General features: G+C 34.8%; 8 protein-coding genes. All 8 read right to left on the reverse strand.

Annotation, left to right across the window (positions count from 1 at the left end):
* Positions 1-34: 34 nt before the first annotated feature.
* Positions 35-2458, reverse strand: a complete 2424-nt coding sequence (locus IEV85_RS14485) for a TonB-dependent receptor (protein ID WP_188464624.1) — start codon at positions 2456-2458, stop codon at positions 35-37.
* Positions 2459-2497: 39 nt separating this feature from the next.
* Positions 2498-3196, reverse strand: a complete 699-nt coding sequence (locus tag IEV85_RS14490; RefSeq protein ID WP_188464626.1) for a hypothetical protein — start codon at positions 3194-3196, stop codon at positions 2498-2500.
* 2 nt (positions 3197-3198) lie between these two features.
* Positions 3199-6570 (reverse strand): S8 family serine peptidase, encoded by a 3372-nt coding sequence (locus IEV85_RS14495; RefSeq protein WP_188464628.1) that lies wholly within the window; start codon positions 6568-6570, stop codon positions 3199-3201.
* A 108-nt stretch (positions 6571-6678) separates the two neighbouring features.
* Positions 6679-7518 (reverse strand): hypothetical protein, encoded by an 840-nt coding sequence (locus tag IEV85_RS14500; RefSeq protein WP_188464630.1) that lies wholly within the window; start codon positions 7516-7518, stop codon positions 6679-6681.
* Between the two features lie 14 nt (positions 7519-7532).
* A complete protein-coding gene (locus IEV85_RS14505) occupies positions 7533-8936 on the reverse strand; it encodes a RagB/SusD family nutrient uptake outer membrane protein (RefSeq protein WP_188464632.1) in 1404 nt (467 codons plus the stop codon).
* Positions 8937-8955: 19 nt separating this feature from the next.
* Complete coding sequence (locus tag IEV85_RS14510) at positions 8956-12021, reverse strand: SusC/RagA family TonB-linked outer membrane protein (RefSeq protein ID WP_188464634.1); 3066 nt, start codon at positions 12019-12021, stop codon at positions 8956-8958.
* An 897-nt stretch (positions 12022-12918) separates the two neighbouring features.
* Positions 12919-14487, reverse strand: coding sequence for a RagB/SusD family nutrient uptake outer membrane protein (locus tag IEV85_RS14515; protein WP_188464636.1), 1569 nt, complete (start codon positions 14485-14487; stop codon positions 12919-12921).
* An 18-nt stretch (positions 14488-14505) separates the two neighbouring features.
* Positions 14506-17601, reverse strand: coding sequence for a SusC/RagA family TonB-linked outer membrane protein (locus tag IEV85_RS14520; RefSeq protein ID WP_188464638.1), 3096 nt, complete (start codon positions 17599-17601; stop codon positions 14506-14508).
* Positions 17602-17628: the final 27 nt, after the last annotated feature.

A 17628-nucleotide genomic window follows, 5' to 3' on the forward strand; every position in this document is an offset into this window, starting at 1 on the left:
CTTCAACATTAGCAAACAGAATAATATTATCGTCTTACTTTCTTACCTTAATTGTATCTAGAACTCTACCAACTTTTCCATCTTGAGTCATTCCTTCAACATACAGAGTAATATCCATTGGTTCATCTGTAGTATAAAAGGAAACCTCACCTAGTCCTTTTTTAGTTTTAATCATAGGTTCCCACAAAATCTGAGCTCTTTTATCAGGTTTAATGTTTCCCTTGACTTTTACGCTGTAATCAGGACTGTAAAATTCTTTATTAGATTGATAACCTTGTAATATAGCTGTTAGAACATTCCCTTTATCATAATAAGTAAAATCAGAGCTCCCTGGCTTAGTAAAAAAAGATAAAACACCATTTGCACCACTTACTCCAAAAATAGCAGCAGAAGCTCCTTTATACACCTCAACCATTTCTATTTGACTTGCAGGAATAGAATTTAAAAAATCGAGAGGAACTTCAACATTATCAACTAATATCAAAGGTTGAGTACTAGAGTTTATAGAACCTGGCCCTCTAATCTCAACTGACCAACTAATAGCACTTCCTGAAACTCTTACTCCAGCTATTCTACCTCTAATTAGTTCTAAGGGGTGTTGAGCGCTCTCACTAATTTCCAAATCCGTGACATCGAAGCTCACATCGCCTTTACCATACAAATTATTTACTTTTTCTTGTTTTGTTATCCTATCAGCTGTAATAGTTACTTCATCTAAAGTTTCAAAGTTGTTGTCAAAATTATATGCAGCATCTATTTCTTTTCTCTCCAGAGTATTTTTAATACTCTTTCTTTGAAAATTAGTTAAATTATGATCAAAATATTTATAAACTCTATCAGTCTGAAATTGAATATTACTAGTATCCAACTGTACCCTTACGTATGGCTTATCTCTCTTATTAAAGCCTGTCAGGACAACAGCTTTCTTATCAGTAAAGAATAAATCCAAAATCTCAAATTCACCTTGTTCATTAACCTCAACTCTATCGAACACATTGTTATTACTATCTTGAACAAAATAGTTTACATAGCCATTAACAGAAGCTTTATCAGAAAGATCACTAGTCAATTTACCTTTTATAGATAAACCCTGTTCAATTTTATGTATGTAATCAGGGGAGCTGTTCCCACTAAGTATATAATCCCAATTATAATTAGACCATGCTTGCGTCATCATCAATAAGTCTAATCTCTTCCATGCGTCTTCATATGCACCATTGAAGTAATTAGCAGGTTTTTCAATATGCCCATTTATGTCGCTTGACAAATACAAATATGTTACAATATTATCTTCTTCAAAATCTAAAAGCACATCATTGTTACTAGTGGCAGAAAGGGACAAATACATTGGAACATCTAGTGCAGTGCTATCTGTATATAATTTCAATTGCACTTTTTCTCTTAAACCATAAAGCTCCTTATCACTTTTAATAGAAAGATTAATTGAAGGTATATCATTTATAAAGAATGCTCTTTCAGCTAAGGGTAATCCTTTGTCATTAAATATAGTGATATAATTAATCCCTGGAAGAAAATTATCCTTAGCTATTAGTCCGATAATAGGTTTGCTATTTATATCTGAACTTGCAACATAAGTTGGTAAGCCTCTACAATGACTTAGAATATGAATTCTTTCTGATGATAAATTCTTAATATCAATTTTATAGCGTACATCATTTAGCTGAGGAATATTTAATAGCGTTATAGCTATACCTGCCTCTTCAACATTTGGCAGCTCGTATCTTTCATTAGAATCTACTAACCTTGCATAATAATTAGCACCGCGAACAGGCTTAATGGAAAAAACACCCATTCCCAAATGATTAGAAGTAAACTCCCCGATAACATTTTCATTTTCGTCAAAAACTTTTCCTGAAACATCAATTCCATATCCATCCTCTCCTATTGCTTTAAATGCTACATTTGTTTCGACTCCATCAATTAGCTTGCCACCTTCAGGCATAAAAGACAATGAAATTCGATGTCCCTCATCACTAACTTCTAAAGAATCCTGAGAAACACCAAAAAGATTAAAAACTTTAACCTCCTTTTTAAATATAAAATCTTTCCTGTCATTTAGCATCCATTTAGTATAAGCTTTAATAAGATAAGAGCCTGTTTCAAGTTCATTAGAAAGCTGAAAATATCCTGAACCAATTCCATTATCAGAAAAAATTTTAACATTATCTATAAGTTCATTATAGGGATTATAAAACTCTACATAGACAATTTTACTCAGAGGTGACAATTGATTCAAATATCCCGCTGTAGAATATAATTTAAACCACAAGACTTCACCAGAGATATAGTTTGATTTATTGAAGTCAAGATAAACCTTCTCTATAGGGTTGGAATCAAAATGATTTGTTACAGATTTTGAAATATAACCAGCATCAAACTGTTGTGAGTAAAGATTATATGTTAATAAAAAGTAAAAAAAAACTACAAATCTGAACATAAAGTAAGGTTTTCGAAAATAAACAGGCTGATTGAAAGCCTACAAAATCTTACTATCTATTTCCTTCAGAAGAGCTCTAATTTCTTGATCACTAGCAAATCTATTATAGTTTTCCTTCACTAGTCTTTTTATTTCATCTTTCTTTTCAGGTGCTATCTCATAATAATCAGATTTCCTATTTTTAAATTTCCTAACCTGTCCATCGATAATTAAAAAAGTTGACTCATCCTTTACAAACTTTGTATATTCACTAGCTCCATAAGTAGCTGGAGTGACTTTCGTCTCAATCATCTTTAATTCCTCAAGAAGCGAAAAGTTTGTACCGCTATAAATAACTTTAAAAAAATCAGTCTTTTCAATTTCCCCAGGTATAGAATAACCATTCCTAAATTGATATAACTCTCTATTGGTTCCATCCTCAGGCTGATAAAAGAAATCAAAGCCACTGAGATTGTAATTATCAATAATTAAAACATTACTATTCACTCTATATTCCACCTCATCTTCAAAAGCGTTATACCTCAGTCTAACACCATCAACTTTCTTTCCGTCAGCTGTATATAATACACCATCCATCCAAGTGTTAGTCCCAAAATAGTAAGGAGAGCCTTCAATTTTAGAGTATTTTGATGCCATCAATGGCTTTCCCCCTATATCTGTAATGTTTCCTATTTGGGAAAAAGAATTTGTTGCCATTAAAAACCCAAGACTAACAAAATAGATTTTAATTGATTTCATATTTAATTAATTAAAAATTTATAAGTTGATGTTTTAAGATCAGTATATATCTCAATAAAATATAGGCCTCTTGAATAAGAGCTTAGTTCAATTTGTATTGTTTTTTCATTATTCCTTATTCTTTTGAACATAAGCACTTTACCATCAGAATCAAATATTCTAAAATAATCTATAAAATCCAAGCTCTCTACCGTTAATATATTATTAACAGGGTTTGGAAATAGTTTAACATTTAAATCTAATTTACCTTGATTAGAAGTAATAAAATATTCAAATACTGGTGATACCCTACTACTACAGTTTACACCATCTGAAAAATAAGCAACACTATACTCACCACTCTCGGAAATATTTGATAGTATTCTTTCTTTACCTCCCTGTTCTATAGCTATACCATCTTTAAACCACTGGTAATTCTGAACCGCAACTGTAGCTACTAAACCCTGGTTATTTTCTACTATCTTAACCTCTGGCAAAACATTTTCAACTATCTCAACTGTTTTTATATAACTCGCCTCTTGCACAGTGTTACTTATAGTCAATTTTATATCATAAATACCTGCAGAATCAAACCAAACCATGGGGTACTCTACATCAGATATACCTTCTCTGTACTCCTGATTTCCAAATTGCCAACTATAACTTGATATTTCTCCAGTGGATTTATTGTTTATGGAAATAAGAGAATTAGCACAAAAAGAAGTAAACTCAAAATCTGCAAAGATTAAATCTTTACAAGGAATCTGCAAAATACCAGTTGTGTTATTTAATGAACTTTTAGTATCAACGTTAATCACAGATTCAGAAACAATTTGAATATCATTAAAAGTTATATTATCAAAACACATTTTTTTACGAAACCCTAGTATCATAGTAGTCTGAGAACCAGTATTGAAGCCTTCAATAACCTGCCCCCCATCAACTTCAACTTCTAAAAATTTATTTATATACAGAGAATCATATAGTACTGTGCTGCTACTACTACTTAATATGAGCGAATCCACTCTGGTAATAGACTTAAATTCAATTTGTCCCGAATTAACTAATTCTTGAAATTCATATTTACCCGAAAGACTAACATCTCCAACCATATTAACAATATCATCGAAAATCAAACTCTGAACTGAATTAAAGTTCGCATCCCTTATATTCCAATTATTATTAAGAAATGTCAACTCCTTTGATTGATTAAAGAATGAACCTGTAAAATCAACTTGATTATTTCGCATTGAAACTACAGCCATTTCCTCAATGGAAAGCCCCTTTAAAGTTACTTTTCGATTGCTGATATTATAAGTGCCACTACTAATCACCAAATTATCAATATTTATATCAGATCTCACTTCATGTGCCCCCCCCGAAGTGAGGTTTATTACTAAATTCTCAGAACCATTAAAATTAAAATAAATATCCTCATTAGGTAAGGGAGAAAAATTTACAACTCCATTTGTTATTTTCAGAAGACTTCCATTAGAATAAATGGTATTTGTTATATTTAAAACATGACCATTGAGGTTAATTGTAACCTCCTTATTGCCATTAAATATAATAGTTTCTAATGAGATATCTTCAGAGAGTGAGATAATCCCTTCAGTTGAAAAAGAATTTTCATCTATCACCAAAGTTTTTAAATCATTAACTGATATAGTAGCTACTTCTCCACCTGACTCCAGGGAAAAATTACCTGCTTCATTCAAGATTGCTCCATCATTTACCCAGTATACGAGCTCATCGGTTACGTTAGCGCTACCATAAGTAAGCGTTAATGCGTACTTTTGAGCATTATTTTGCAAAGTGCCTTTATGTTTAACAATTAATTTATAATTGCGGACACTGGGAGCCAAAAATTCGATCTTTTCAACGTTATCTCGAATATTATCTCCTTTTTGAGCAGCCTGAGTTCTATTCTCAAGATTCATTTTCCAAGGATAAACCTTGTTTTGAGCATCATCGACTAAATAAATATCTAAATCATTAATAAGATCTGCATTTGTTGAGCCTAATTCTTTTGCAAGTCCTGGCACATCAGTCCAAGCAATAGTTGCAGTAATTGGCGTCTTAGTGTCCGGTATTATCTGATATTCATGCTGATCATTATTCAAGAGTTCAGCCGTTAACATAAAAGTATCTTTCTGATTTACACCACCAATAGTTTTTATAGCATCAATGCAATTTAGTACTCCCCAACCAAATTTATAATCAGGTCCCGGGGATGTGCCTGCTTCTCTTGCAGTATGAATAGCTAAGGACTTTAATTGAGCAGCTGTCATGAATGTGTCAGCTGATTGGCGATAATACTCCTGAAGCACACCCAAAGATCCAGTAACATTAGGTGCTGACATCGATGTTCCACTTAAGGTGGTATAAGAATCCACTCCTGCAGAACTAGTTGAAAGTAAACCTACACCATCAGCCACAATATCTGGCTTTATTCTGCCATCATCAGTAGGCCCCCATGAACTGAAACCACTCATCACTGCTGATGTAGGACCAGAATATTCTTCAAAACCAGTAATTGCTCCCACAGTTATAATATTCTTAGCTCCTGCAGATGGTCCAATTAAATCATAAGGCCCATCTGGTGGCCTAGATCCATCACCTACATCACTTCTATCATTACCTGCAGACCACACAATAGTATAATAAGGAGCATTATAAGCTATATTATCTATAGTTCGACTCTCACTTGTATAGGCTCCAAACCTGTTATCTTTCCCATCAGCTTGACCAAACCATTGCCAACTTTGAGTATTAGAGTTATAATTCCAACCTAAAATTAAACCATAGGAATGATTAGATAAAATGAGACCATTAGCTGCCTCTTCGGCCATAGGACCTAAATCATCTTCAAAGGCATAATAGGAATGAATGTTTACATTTGGCAGCATCCCTTTTGCTTCAGGGTTAATACCTGCTGCAGCTATTGTTCCCGTAACATGAGTAGCATGATTGCTATATTCAGAACCTAACTTATTTTTAATCCTACCCTGAAACTCCTGATGAGTATTTAAAACCAGTCCACCATCCCAAACACCAATAATCATATTTCCTCCTTTAAGCGGAAGGTTCAAACCACCCTCAGATTGAATATAATCTACTCCAGTAGTTTTCCGAGCTTGCAAATTATGAGTGGTCAAGTAATAAGGTATCCCATTTACAACATCAGACAAAATAGCGTCTTTGTCTGGCCCCAATGCTATACGTCTCTTTAAATTATTGTGATTTACAAACTTCTGTACCCTGTCGCTTTTCACATGATTTCGAATCTTTTGCTGCTCAGATATACCTACCAAAGCTTGCTGATTGAACTGCTGGCAATGGACTGCGGAACTAAGTGAAAATAGAAAAAACAAAATTAATAAAGAGTATCTCATGTAATATGAATTTACTATGTATAAGTGTAAAGAATAAGAATAACTTAAGGGATTAATATAAAAAAAGGAGGCTTAGTTCAGCCTCCTTCAAATTTAATATAGACTTTATTATTGTTTTGTTAAAACAGTAGTTCCCTTATCTCCATAACCATTTGACCAAACTAAAGTAATTACCCCAGTAGTAGCATTGTAGGTACCTGATCCATTAAGTACATCATCACCGTAAACAACATCTTCTTGGTTAACCAAACTAAGATCTCCACATACATAATTAACTATGCCAGGATTATCAGCATCTCCATAACAATTAATATAAAGCCCACCTGTAAGATCTGAAAATTGCAACTCAACATCTGAACCATCTACCTCCGTAATCTCTACAACATTTGTGACACCATTACATCCTGCAGGGGATGTTTCAGTAGTCACCGCATCATAAGTACCAAATATTCCAGCAGGGGCAGGACAAGAAACGGATAACGTTATTGATACTTCAGAGTATTCTTCCAATATAGGTACAGAAGCTTGTACAATCCTGAAAACTATTGTAACTGGATTGTCAACCTCAAGATTATCATCAACTACTTCAAAATTAATAGGTGCAGTATATTCACCCGCTGGAATAGTAATTGTATTGCTTGATAGCAACACAAAATCTACACCTTCAATAGCCGTTGAAGCCTCAGTATCAATTTCATAAGTGATACTAACTTGTGAGGCACTAACAGCACCACCATAAGAAACGGTAATAGAGGAATTAACATTTTCTCCATCAGGAACCGCCACAAAGGCTTTATTCCTAGAGGCACCTCCACTTGCTTCAACTATTTCAACAAACCCTGTATCAGTAAAATCCGTGATTAGGGTACTGGTTCCTGGTTCGTCAAAACATCCTGTCATTAAAGGAATCAGAACCATAACATATAGTATATTTAATATTTTTCTCATATCTATGCTATAAATTAATTATAATTTGGATTTTGTACTAGAATGTCATCGCTTAATTCTATCTCTGATTGAGGTAATCGAGGAAGAATTCTAAAGTTCTCATAAGGAACAGGATCAACATCCGCAGCAGCAGGTTTAGGTATATCACGACCTAAGCGTTTTAAGTCATACCATCTGTGACCTTCTGCCATATATTCTATTCTCTTCTCCCTTAAAACATTGTCTACAGTCGCAGAAACTCCTCCAGCCAAACCTCTAGCTGCTCTGAAAGTATTCAAAAACACATCTCCTGCACCCGGTCCTAAAGCCTCTGCTGCAATGAGATACCCTTCAGACAATCTTAATATAGGAATATTCTCTTGAAAAGGGAGTGTTCCTTTATTACCTTGCCATTTAGTAAATTCCTGACCTAAGTTTTCCGTGTTCAATAAGCCACTTCTTACGTCAGAAGGCTCAGATTCAATTACTTGAACCAATTCATCACTAGCAGTGATAATAAATTGACTACCACTAGTATTATTCATTAATAAAGAGTGAAGACTATTATTAGCCCCATCTACAGAGCTCCAATCAGGAACCTGAAGATCTGATTCGAATACTGACTCAGGGTGAAAGTTAAAGGCAGCATCATCCCAAGACTCAACATAGTCGGCAGCGTCTACTAAATCTGAACCATCACCTGCTATTGCTCTTTGAGCGTAATCAGCTGCTTCCGTATTCCTTCCCCAGTAAAGATAAACCCTGGCAAGCAATAATTCAGCAGCAGTTTTATTTGCTCTAGCTACAGCAGAAGTCCCTGCACCTACCTCTGGTAATCTTTGAATTGCATCTAACAAATCTTCTTCAATTTGTTCATATACCTCCAAATTAGTAGCTCTAGGTCTATCATCAGCGTTAGCAGATCCAAGCGTAGGCTCTGTTCTTAAAATAGCTGACAAATTAAAACCATTAACTTCTCTTCCTGGTTCATATCCAACAGTTCTAGCTAAATCATGATAAAATAATGCTCTTAAAAATTTAGCTTCACCAATCAATACATCTTTAGCTCCTTGATCACCTTCAACTGATTCATCGTTAATTAAATTAATAACGATATTACATTCGTTTATAGGAGTATATCTATCACTCCATATATTTATACCAGCATTTACGGCATTAACATATTCTGTCTCATATCTTCCTGTAAATTGAACTATCTGCATTTGGTCTGCCAGAATTTCAGGCGCAATCATCATCTGCTGCCCATAATAATTAAAATTATTCACACTTTCATATGCTGAAAAAAGAACAGCTTCAAATCCTCCAACATCTTCAAGTACAACTTCTTGAGGTAATGCTGCTTTATTCTCAACATCTAAATCATCACAAGAGGTAATAATCATACCTAATGATATAAATATATACAATATCTTTTTCATAGTTATCCTTTGCTTAAAATTATAAACCTATATTTAAACCTACTGAAAATTGTCTTCCTAAAGGATAGGTTCCATAAGAAGACACTCCTGTCCCATTATTATTTGCTACAACTTCAGGGTCAATACCATCATATTCTGTCCATGTAAGAATATTTACACCTTGAACAAATATTCTAGCCTGTCTCATATTGACTCTATCTAAAATAGACTTAGGTAAATTGTAAGATAATGTTAATGTTTTTAGTCTTATATAAGATGCATCTGACAAGAACCGATCAGTCACCAGATTAGTACTTGTCTGGGATATACCAGCAATAGTACCGTTCTGTGTTACTTTAGGAACATTGGTCAAATCCCCTGGATTTTGCCATCTATTTAAAATATCAGAACGTTGATTGCTTACGCCACTTCCTGAAAGAATGTTATATAAGTCTCCATTATAAGCTGTATTTCCATACTGATATTGAAAGAAGACATCTAAGGACAATCCTTTATAAGAGAAAGTATTGCTCCATCCTCCATAATGAGTTGGTATTGCACTTCCAGCTATATAGCCATCTTCAAAGCTCTCTTCATAAGATAAATTCCCATCTTTGTTAATAAACATGGCTCTCCCATTTGCAGGATTAACACCAGCTGATTTTGCAACATAAAAGAAGTCAGCAGGTTCCCCAACAATAAGTTGTGGAATACCAGTATCATTATCAAAAATAGTATCTTGTCCTCCAATCAATTCCGTTACCTCATTTTGCAAGAAAGTTATATTAAACCTGGAATCCCATCTGAATCCTCCTTGATCTACAATAACACCACCGACCTCTATGTCAACGCCTTGATTTCTTAACGCCCCAATGTTATCAAAAATATTATTATTATCTACACCAGCATTCTGAAAGAATGGAACAGCAAAAAGAAGATCACGATTGTTTGTTCTCCAGAAATCTACGGTACCAAATAATCTATTATTTAATAAGGAATAATCCACACCTATATTTATAGCTTCTTCTTCCTCCCATCCAATAAAATCATTCCCTAGTTGAGTAATAGTGACTGTGGAATTACCTAAGTACTGACCAGTAGCTCCACCCCAGGTAGTTTGAGGCGCATAATTTACAGGAGTTCCATCTGTCGGGTCTCTTAATTCAGCGTTTCCTAATACACCATAACTAGCTTTTAGTTTAAGATCATTTATAAAGTTTACATCTTCTAAAAATGCTTCATCAGACAATCTCCAACCAACAGAACCAGCATAAAATGTTCCGTATTTACTTTCAGAACCAAACCTTGAATGGCCATCTCTTCTTACAGTAGCACTAAATAAATATCTATCATTATAATCGTAATCTACTTTCCCAAAGATACCTAATCTCTTATATTCTTGGAAAAATCCACCTACTGATGTAGGCTGTCCATCTCCTGGCAACCTAAAGAAAGGGTTTGCAAATTGGTTAGCCCCTAGACTGTTACCCTCTCTCTCTTCAAATTTATATTCGTAACCAACTATTGCTTTTACTCTATGTACATCCGCAAAAGTTTTACTATAGTTTAAATTGTAATTTGTATTTACATTGATAGTTCTTCTGTTGTTAATAAAAATAGAACCACCTGAAGGAGCAAAAGCAGGAATAGTTGAAGGTCTTTGATTATCATCTCTATTCATAGATAAATCTATACCAACAAAAGCAGTAGCTGATAAACTTGGTAGAATCTGATAAGTAGCATTTGCGCTTGAAACAGTTTGAAATGTTCTGCCAAGTCTTACTTCTTCATTTACTCCCTGTAGAATATTATATCCAAACAAATGTGACAGCCCATTTGTTGGATATGGGTTATAGTCCCCATTTTCATCTACTGCTGGCGAAGTAGGTACCGCTTGAAAAGCTGCTGCAAAAGGCCCATTGACAAAATTTCCATTAGCTATTGATCCGAAAATTTTCTGATGAGAGATTGACAATTTAGCACCAACTGTTAACTTTTCTGTAGCACTATGTGATAAATTTAATCTACCAGTGAATCTTTCAAAATCAGACATAATTATCTGTCCTTCCTGCTTATTGTAAGATCCTCCAAAGTAAAATTGAGTTTTCTCATTCCCACCAGACATAGATAAATCATATGTTCTGAATCGAGCATCTTGAAACATAGCATCTACCCAATCATATTCTTGATAGCTTGTAGGATCTTCTGGGTTTCCGTATAATGCATATGCTCCTGTTAATGGTGTTTCAGGATCAATGCCTACATTACTCTGTTGTTCTGCTTTTATCGTAATAAAATCTTTTGCACCCAAAACATCATACAAATTAAAAGGCTGTACAACCCCTTCTTGCACACTGAGGTTAACTTGAGTTTTACCAGACTTACTTCCAGACTTTGTTGTAACAATTACTACTCCGTTAGCTGCCTGAGCTCCATAAATTGCAGATGCTGATGCATCTTTTAAAATATCGATCGACTCAATATCATTTGGATTAATAGAGTTCAGAGGGTTTGCGGAACCTTGAGTTGTCCCTCCACCTTGCGTACCTACTTGTACTCCATCAATTATTATTAGTGGATCATTACTTGAGTTTATGGAACCAATACCTCTTATTCTGATATTCATTGCTCCCCCTGGTTGGCCACTTGCCGCTGAAATTTGTGTGCCTGCTACACGGCCTTGAATAGCTCTATCAAAAGATTGCATTGGTAAATTTTCAATTACGTCCCCCTTAACAGAAGCTACTGATCCGGTGATCTCTCTTTTTAATTGAGAACCATAACCAGTAACAACAACCTCAGATAACTGAGCCACATCAGTAGCCATTTGTACATCTACAACTGACCTATTACCTACTTGTACTTCTTGTTTTTTCATTCCTATAAAAGAAAAAACTAAGGTACCACCCTCGGAAGGAACAGAAATCTTATAGTTTCCATCCAAATCTGAATTCACTCCAATACCAGTACCTTTTAATAATACGTTCACACCCGGCAAGCCTTCGCCTGTATCAGCATCAGTAACTTTACCGCTTACGGTGCGATCCTGTGCCCATGCATATAGCACAAACACCAACATAAAACATGTTAGTAGAATCTTCTTCATACTTAATTTAGTTTAGGTTTAAATTTATTAATATTTAAAGATATGTAATATTCACTTATTCTTCCTAATAAATCTTTTATTTTTTGAAATTAAATTAAGCAACAAATAAAAGATGCAACAGACTCATTCCAATAAACTATTGATTAGCATTGTAGAATTAAAGCAAAATATTATATCAGAAAAAACAATACGGTAAAACATAATTATTTTAATAAAACAAATACATTATACTAAAGGTTTAAATAAATATTAAATTAAGATAAAACTTTGTCAGCTTTTACATTAAACTCATATAACTACTTAGTTTACAGGGTGCTCACTTTTCAGAATTGAGGTGCAAGGCAATAGAATAAAAGTATACTTTCAATCAGAATGAAAACAACAACTTATTCAATCATAGAAATAAAACACTCATCGTCATTTTTTTCGTTTTATAATAACTCTTGTAAGATATAAGCTATTTTATATCCTTCTTTAATATTAAATCTAGTCATACTCCGTAAAGCAAGACCCCCATACAAAATCTAATATATTCCTTACATAACATCCCCTAACAATAGGAAAACATTTACTCACTATATTTTTGAGGTTTCCACATACCCTATATATCAATAAATACTAATTCATATTCATATACTCACCTGCAAATATTCATTGAAAAGCTATCTAATGGCTCACAATCGACCCTCCATATTCTATTCCATCTGATCTTCGTAAACACCTTGGAAGTATAATTGTATTGGATTACAATTAGCTTATTAATTAAATCCCCATAAATATTATCTGAGAATTCTAACCTAAGGATCATAAATTAACAAAAACATTTGTGAATCAAGAGCATAAAAAAAGGCCCTATCGAATGATAGCGCCTTTAACATCGTTTTAGATTCTACGTATTTAGTAACCGGGGTTTTGCTGATTAGCTAAGGTCGGGTTATTAATAATTTCAGGTTGGGGAATCGGCCAGATAAATAAATTATCTTCATAATCAAGGTCATGATCGTAAGTAATCTTACTTTCCCCTGTATAAAACTTAATAGAGTTCACAGATCTTGATTGAGCTTTCTCAGGGATTCCATCCATTATACCTTCTCCAGAAAGTCTATGAATATCGAACCATCGTTTACCCTCTGCTAAGAACTCTATCCTTCTTTCATTAAAAATTGCCTGTAGAACATCATCGCCAACAGTAATTTCCGGAGTCATAGCTGGAACAGATCTATTTCTTACTTTATTCAATAACAATACTGCATTACTACTATTTTGCGTCAACCTTTCATAAGCTTCCGCAGTGTTTAATAAAACTTCAGCGTAGCGCAAAATTGGGTTTGGATCTGCAGTAGTTGCGAAGTCACTATACTTCATTGTAAATATCCCTGAACCTGGATTACTTGAGACCATTGCTCCTGCAACATACTGATCTGCATATGTACTATCTCTACTATCTAAAGGTCTCACATCTCCTCTTCGTAAGTCACCAGCAACCCAGAAATCTGCTGTCCAAATAACAGGACTAATCTTTACCAGCCCTCTACCATTTAAAGCAGGGTCACCATACATTGATGCTAAAGCTCCATTTGTACCAGGGTTAGATTGAGCACTGTGAATAAAAGAAAAGATATTTTCTTCACTTGTACCTGACCCGAAAGGTCCATCAGGTGTTTCAGTAAGGGCAAAGTCATCTTCAATCTTTAAAAATTCATCAATTACACCTTGCCAATCTTGTTTATGAAGTTTGACTCTTGTTTTAAGAGCAATTGCAGCACCTTTACTCACTCTGAACGGAGCGCCACCCTCTGAAAGAAGAAGCTCTGCATTATCTAAATCAGCTAAAATCAATTCATAATCTTCTCGGACAGTTGTTCTACCTAGAGTAATAGCTTCATCTACTAAACTAACATCATCAACCGCATCAACTCGATAGGGAACACCTGGAGTAGAAGGATCATCTGAGTAAGGCCGTGAAAAATACACGAGCAACTCATGATATGAAAGTGCCCTTAAAAATAGCAACTCACCTTTAAATCCATTATATTCTTCCTCTGTTAGTATTTTATTTTCAAGAGCTCCATCCAACCCTTTCAAGACAACGTTTATTCTATTTACTAATCTATATATAGAGATCCATTGCCCATTGTTATTAGCAGTATTAATACCGTGAGCATTAGTATAAGTAATTTCATAAAATAATTGATCATTATACATATCCTCTCCTCTCATATCTCCTTGCTGCACATTTGCTGCACCAAAAGGATAACCTCTCTGAACGGCTCCAGCATAAAAGCCTCTTTGCGCAGCCTCATATACTCCTAATACTGTTCCGTTAATTCTATCAAGATTTGCATAAGCCTCATCCTCAGGCACCAAATTCGCAGGTGAAAGATCGGTCACCTCACATGATGTCGCTATAGTTAATAGGCAAACAAGAATAAAAAACTTTATGTGTTTAAAATTTATTAGTTTCATTTCTTTAATTTTAAATTATTAAAACCCAATGTTTAAGCCAGCAGACCATGTTCTTATTATAGGTGCTACATTCCAATCTACACCAAATTGTAGTGAAGCATTAGCAGCTGACAGGTTATTTAATTCAGGATCCAGTCCCGAATATCCAGTTATAGTAATTGGATTTTGTACTTGTGCAAATATTCTTACACTTTTAATATTTCCTTTAAAAGCAGTATTCAAAACCTGATTAGGCACATTGTATCCCAAAACAACATTTTGCACTCTCAGAAAATCTCCTTTTTCAACAAACCTAGAATTAGAAGCACTAGTTTGCCACATGTTTGCATCTTGTCCAGAATAAAGTTTAGGTATATCAGTCACTTGGCCCCCTTCCGTCCATCGGTTTAATATGCTTGCATCATTGTTGGAAAAACCTTGACCTAATAATCCTCTCTGAGATTCGTTCATAATGTAATTACCACCTGAATATCTCAAAAACAGCTCAAACGTGAAATTATTATAATTCAGAGTATTAATCCATCCACCCTGCCAAACAGGCAAAGTATTACCAAGAAAAGCCTGATCATCACTTCCTAATGCTTGTGCAGCTGTGCTTACATCTGCTGGATTTCCTTCATTATAAGTTTTCCAACCTGTCTGACCTTGCACTAGATTATATTGTACAATTGATCCATCATTTTTATAGTACATAGGGTTACCATTAGCTGAGTTTACACCTGCCCATTGAAAACCATAAAGAGAAGCAATTGGCTGCCCAACTTCAGTCCGATTATAAGTAGTTTGAATAGGAGCATTTAAGTTAGTTACCTCATTCTTAATCCAGGTAAAGTTAAAATCTGTATTCCAGCTAAAATTACCAGTTTGGATAACTGTCGAGCTTAAACGTAATTCCACTCCTTTATTTGTCATAGCTCCAATATTCTCACTTATTTCATTATTAGGAACCCCTAATGACGGTGCTGTAGGTCTGGCTAAAACCAAATTATCGATGTCATTTATAAAATAGTCCGCATTAATTGTTACTCCTCCTACAATCAAATCAATACCAAAATTAGTTTTAGCAGAAGACTCCCATAAAAGATTTTGATTAGCAACTTGAGCGTAGGCAATTCCCGGACCAGCCCCATTTAAAACAGGACCAAAGCCTCCTACGTAAGGAAATAAACCAATCTCAGTATTTCCAACCTCTGCATAGGAGGCTCTTATTTTCAAGTCTTTGAATAAACCATCATTATTAAAGAAATTTTCATCAGAAATTCTCCAACCGATTGAAGCTCCTGGAAAAGTTCCTCTTCTATTTGCTGAAGGCAGTGAAGAGATTCCATCATTTCTAATAGCAGCACTAAGTAAATATTTCCCTCCGATACTATAGTTTACTCGTGCAAAGTATGAATCGAACCCTTGCTCAGAAAAACCTCCTCCTGAAAACTGATTTTGAAAAGAGTTGCTTATTAAATTCTCCTGCTGAAAAAACCTATCTGAAATACCTGTTCCCTGACCAAAGAAATTATAAAAATTAGTATATTGATACTCAACACCTGCCGTCACATTTAGTCTATGGTTTTCTAAAAATATAGTTTGATAATTCAAAGTATTCTGCCAGTTCCATCTATAAACTGGAGCAAACTGCTGATAAACGCTACCAACAGAACCTCTACCATCACCATGTCTAGGATCCCAGGATCTAAAATCATCCGGTAATGTTACATCCACACCGATTTGGGTTCTAGCAGTTAAATCTTTAAGAATATCAATCTCTCCATATAAATTACCCAATACTCTATGAGCTCTATTTCTGAAAATATTATTTTCTAAAACAAATCCTATATTCGGTATATTGTTATCTACTGTTGCATTATTAGCTCCTTGTCCTAACGATGCTCCATTAGGTGTAACATTAAACCCATCAAATGCCACATTATCAGCATCAAAAATAGCCACATTAGGCAAAGCTCTTGTAGCATTGTAAATAACCCCAGACAAAGAATTAGCCCCAACATTTAAACCTCTAGTCTCCGTTAAAGAGTAGGACAAACTTGTTCCTATTCTCAATCTATCTAGAATAGAATGGTCAATATTAGCTCTAAAGGAATACCTAGTTAAATCATTTTGTTTTACAGCAGACTCCTGATCAGAAAACCCTAAGGAGAAATAGTACTTAGTATTATCTGAACCACCACTAACTGATATATTATGTTGCTGTACTAACCCCTTTCTAAATATATAATCTTGCCAATCGGAGTTCTCACCTTCATTAGCTAAACTAGAAGCACCTGCGTTAGTCCTCTTCTCATTAGCGATTACTACGAACTCGTCTCCAGAAAGAAGATCAAACCTATTTACTTCCTCATTCACGCCATAACTCATACTATAATTTACCTTTGCAGCTCCTTTTGAGCCTCTTTTAGTAGTAATAAGTATAACACCATTTGCTGCTCTTGAACCATAAATTGCTGTAGCAGAACCATCTTTCAGCACTTCGAAAGATTCAATGTCTGCAGGATTAATGTTAGATAAGGGGTTTGAAGCCGCTATTGCAGAACGATCAGAATTAACAACTGGCACTCCATCAATTACAATCAAAGGATCAGCACTTCCTGTAATTGAGTTAACCCCTCTAATTCTAATTTGAGGTGCTTGCCCTAGGATTCCACTTGGAGTAGTAACCTGCACCCCCGGTGCCCTACCTCCCAGTTGTTGATCAAAAGAAGGAGTTACCAGATTACTAATTGACTCTCCAGAAACTGAAGTCACAGAACCAGTCAATTCCCTTCTCTCCTGAGTACCGTAACCAACTACCACAACTTCTCCTAATTGTCTAATATCAGGCATCATAGAAACATCTATAACGGACTTAGCACCAATTTCAACCTCCTCATTTGCATAACCTATAAAGGAAAAAATTAGAACTCCGTCACTTTGAGATACCTCTAGTCGATAATCTCCATTTAAATCAGATATAGCACCTTCTCCTGTACCCTTTATTAATACATTCACACCGGGGAGGCCCTCACCATTCTCATCGGTTACCTTTCCACTTACGGTGCGATTCTGCGCCCACGATTGGAGCACAAAAGCCAACATAAAACATGTTAGTAGAATCTTCTTCATTCTTTAATTTTGTTTAGGTTTAAATAA

It is taken from the genome of Marivirga lumbricoides (assembly GCF_014636295.1).
Classification (GTDB): Bacteria; Bacteroidota; Bacteroidia; order Cytophagales; family Cyclobacteriaceae; genus Marivirga; species Marivirga lumbricoides.

Coding starts and splice junctions, on each gene's coding strand:
- IEV85_RS14515 (WP_188464636.1), bottom strand. CDS start 14,487: ATGAAACTAATAAATTTTAAACACATAAAGTTTTTTATTCTTGTTTGC.
- IEV85_RS14495 (WP_188464628.1), bottom strand. CDS start 6,570: ATGAGATACTCTTTATTAATTTTGTTTTTTCTATTTTCACTTAGTTCC.
- IEV85_RS14490 (WP_188464626.1), bottom strand. CDS start 3,196: ATGAAATCAATTAAAATCTATTTTGTTAGTCTTGGGTTTTTAATGGCA.
- IEV85_RS14510 (WP_188464634.1), bottom strand. CDS start 12,021: ATGAAGAAGATTCTACTAACATGTTTTATGTTGGTGTTTGTGCTATAT.
- IEV85_RS14505 (WP_188464632.1), bottom strand. CDS start 8,936: ATGAAAAAGATATTGTATATATTTATATCATTAGGTATGATTATTACC.
- IEV85_RS14485 (WP_188464624.1), bottom strand. CDS start 2,458: ATGTTCAGATTTGTAGTTTTTTTTTACTTTTTATTAACATATAATCTT.
- IEV85_RS14500 (WP_188464630.1), bottom strand. CDS start 7,518: ATGAGAAAAATATTAAATATACTATATGTTATGGTTCTGATTCCTTTA.
- IEV85_RS14520 (WP_188464638.1), bottom strand. CDS start 17,601: ATGAAGAAGATTCTACTAACATGTTTTATGTTGGCTTTTGTGCTCCAA.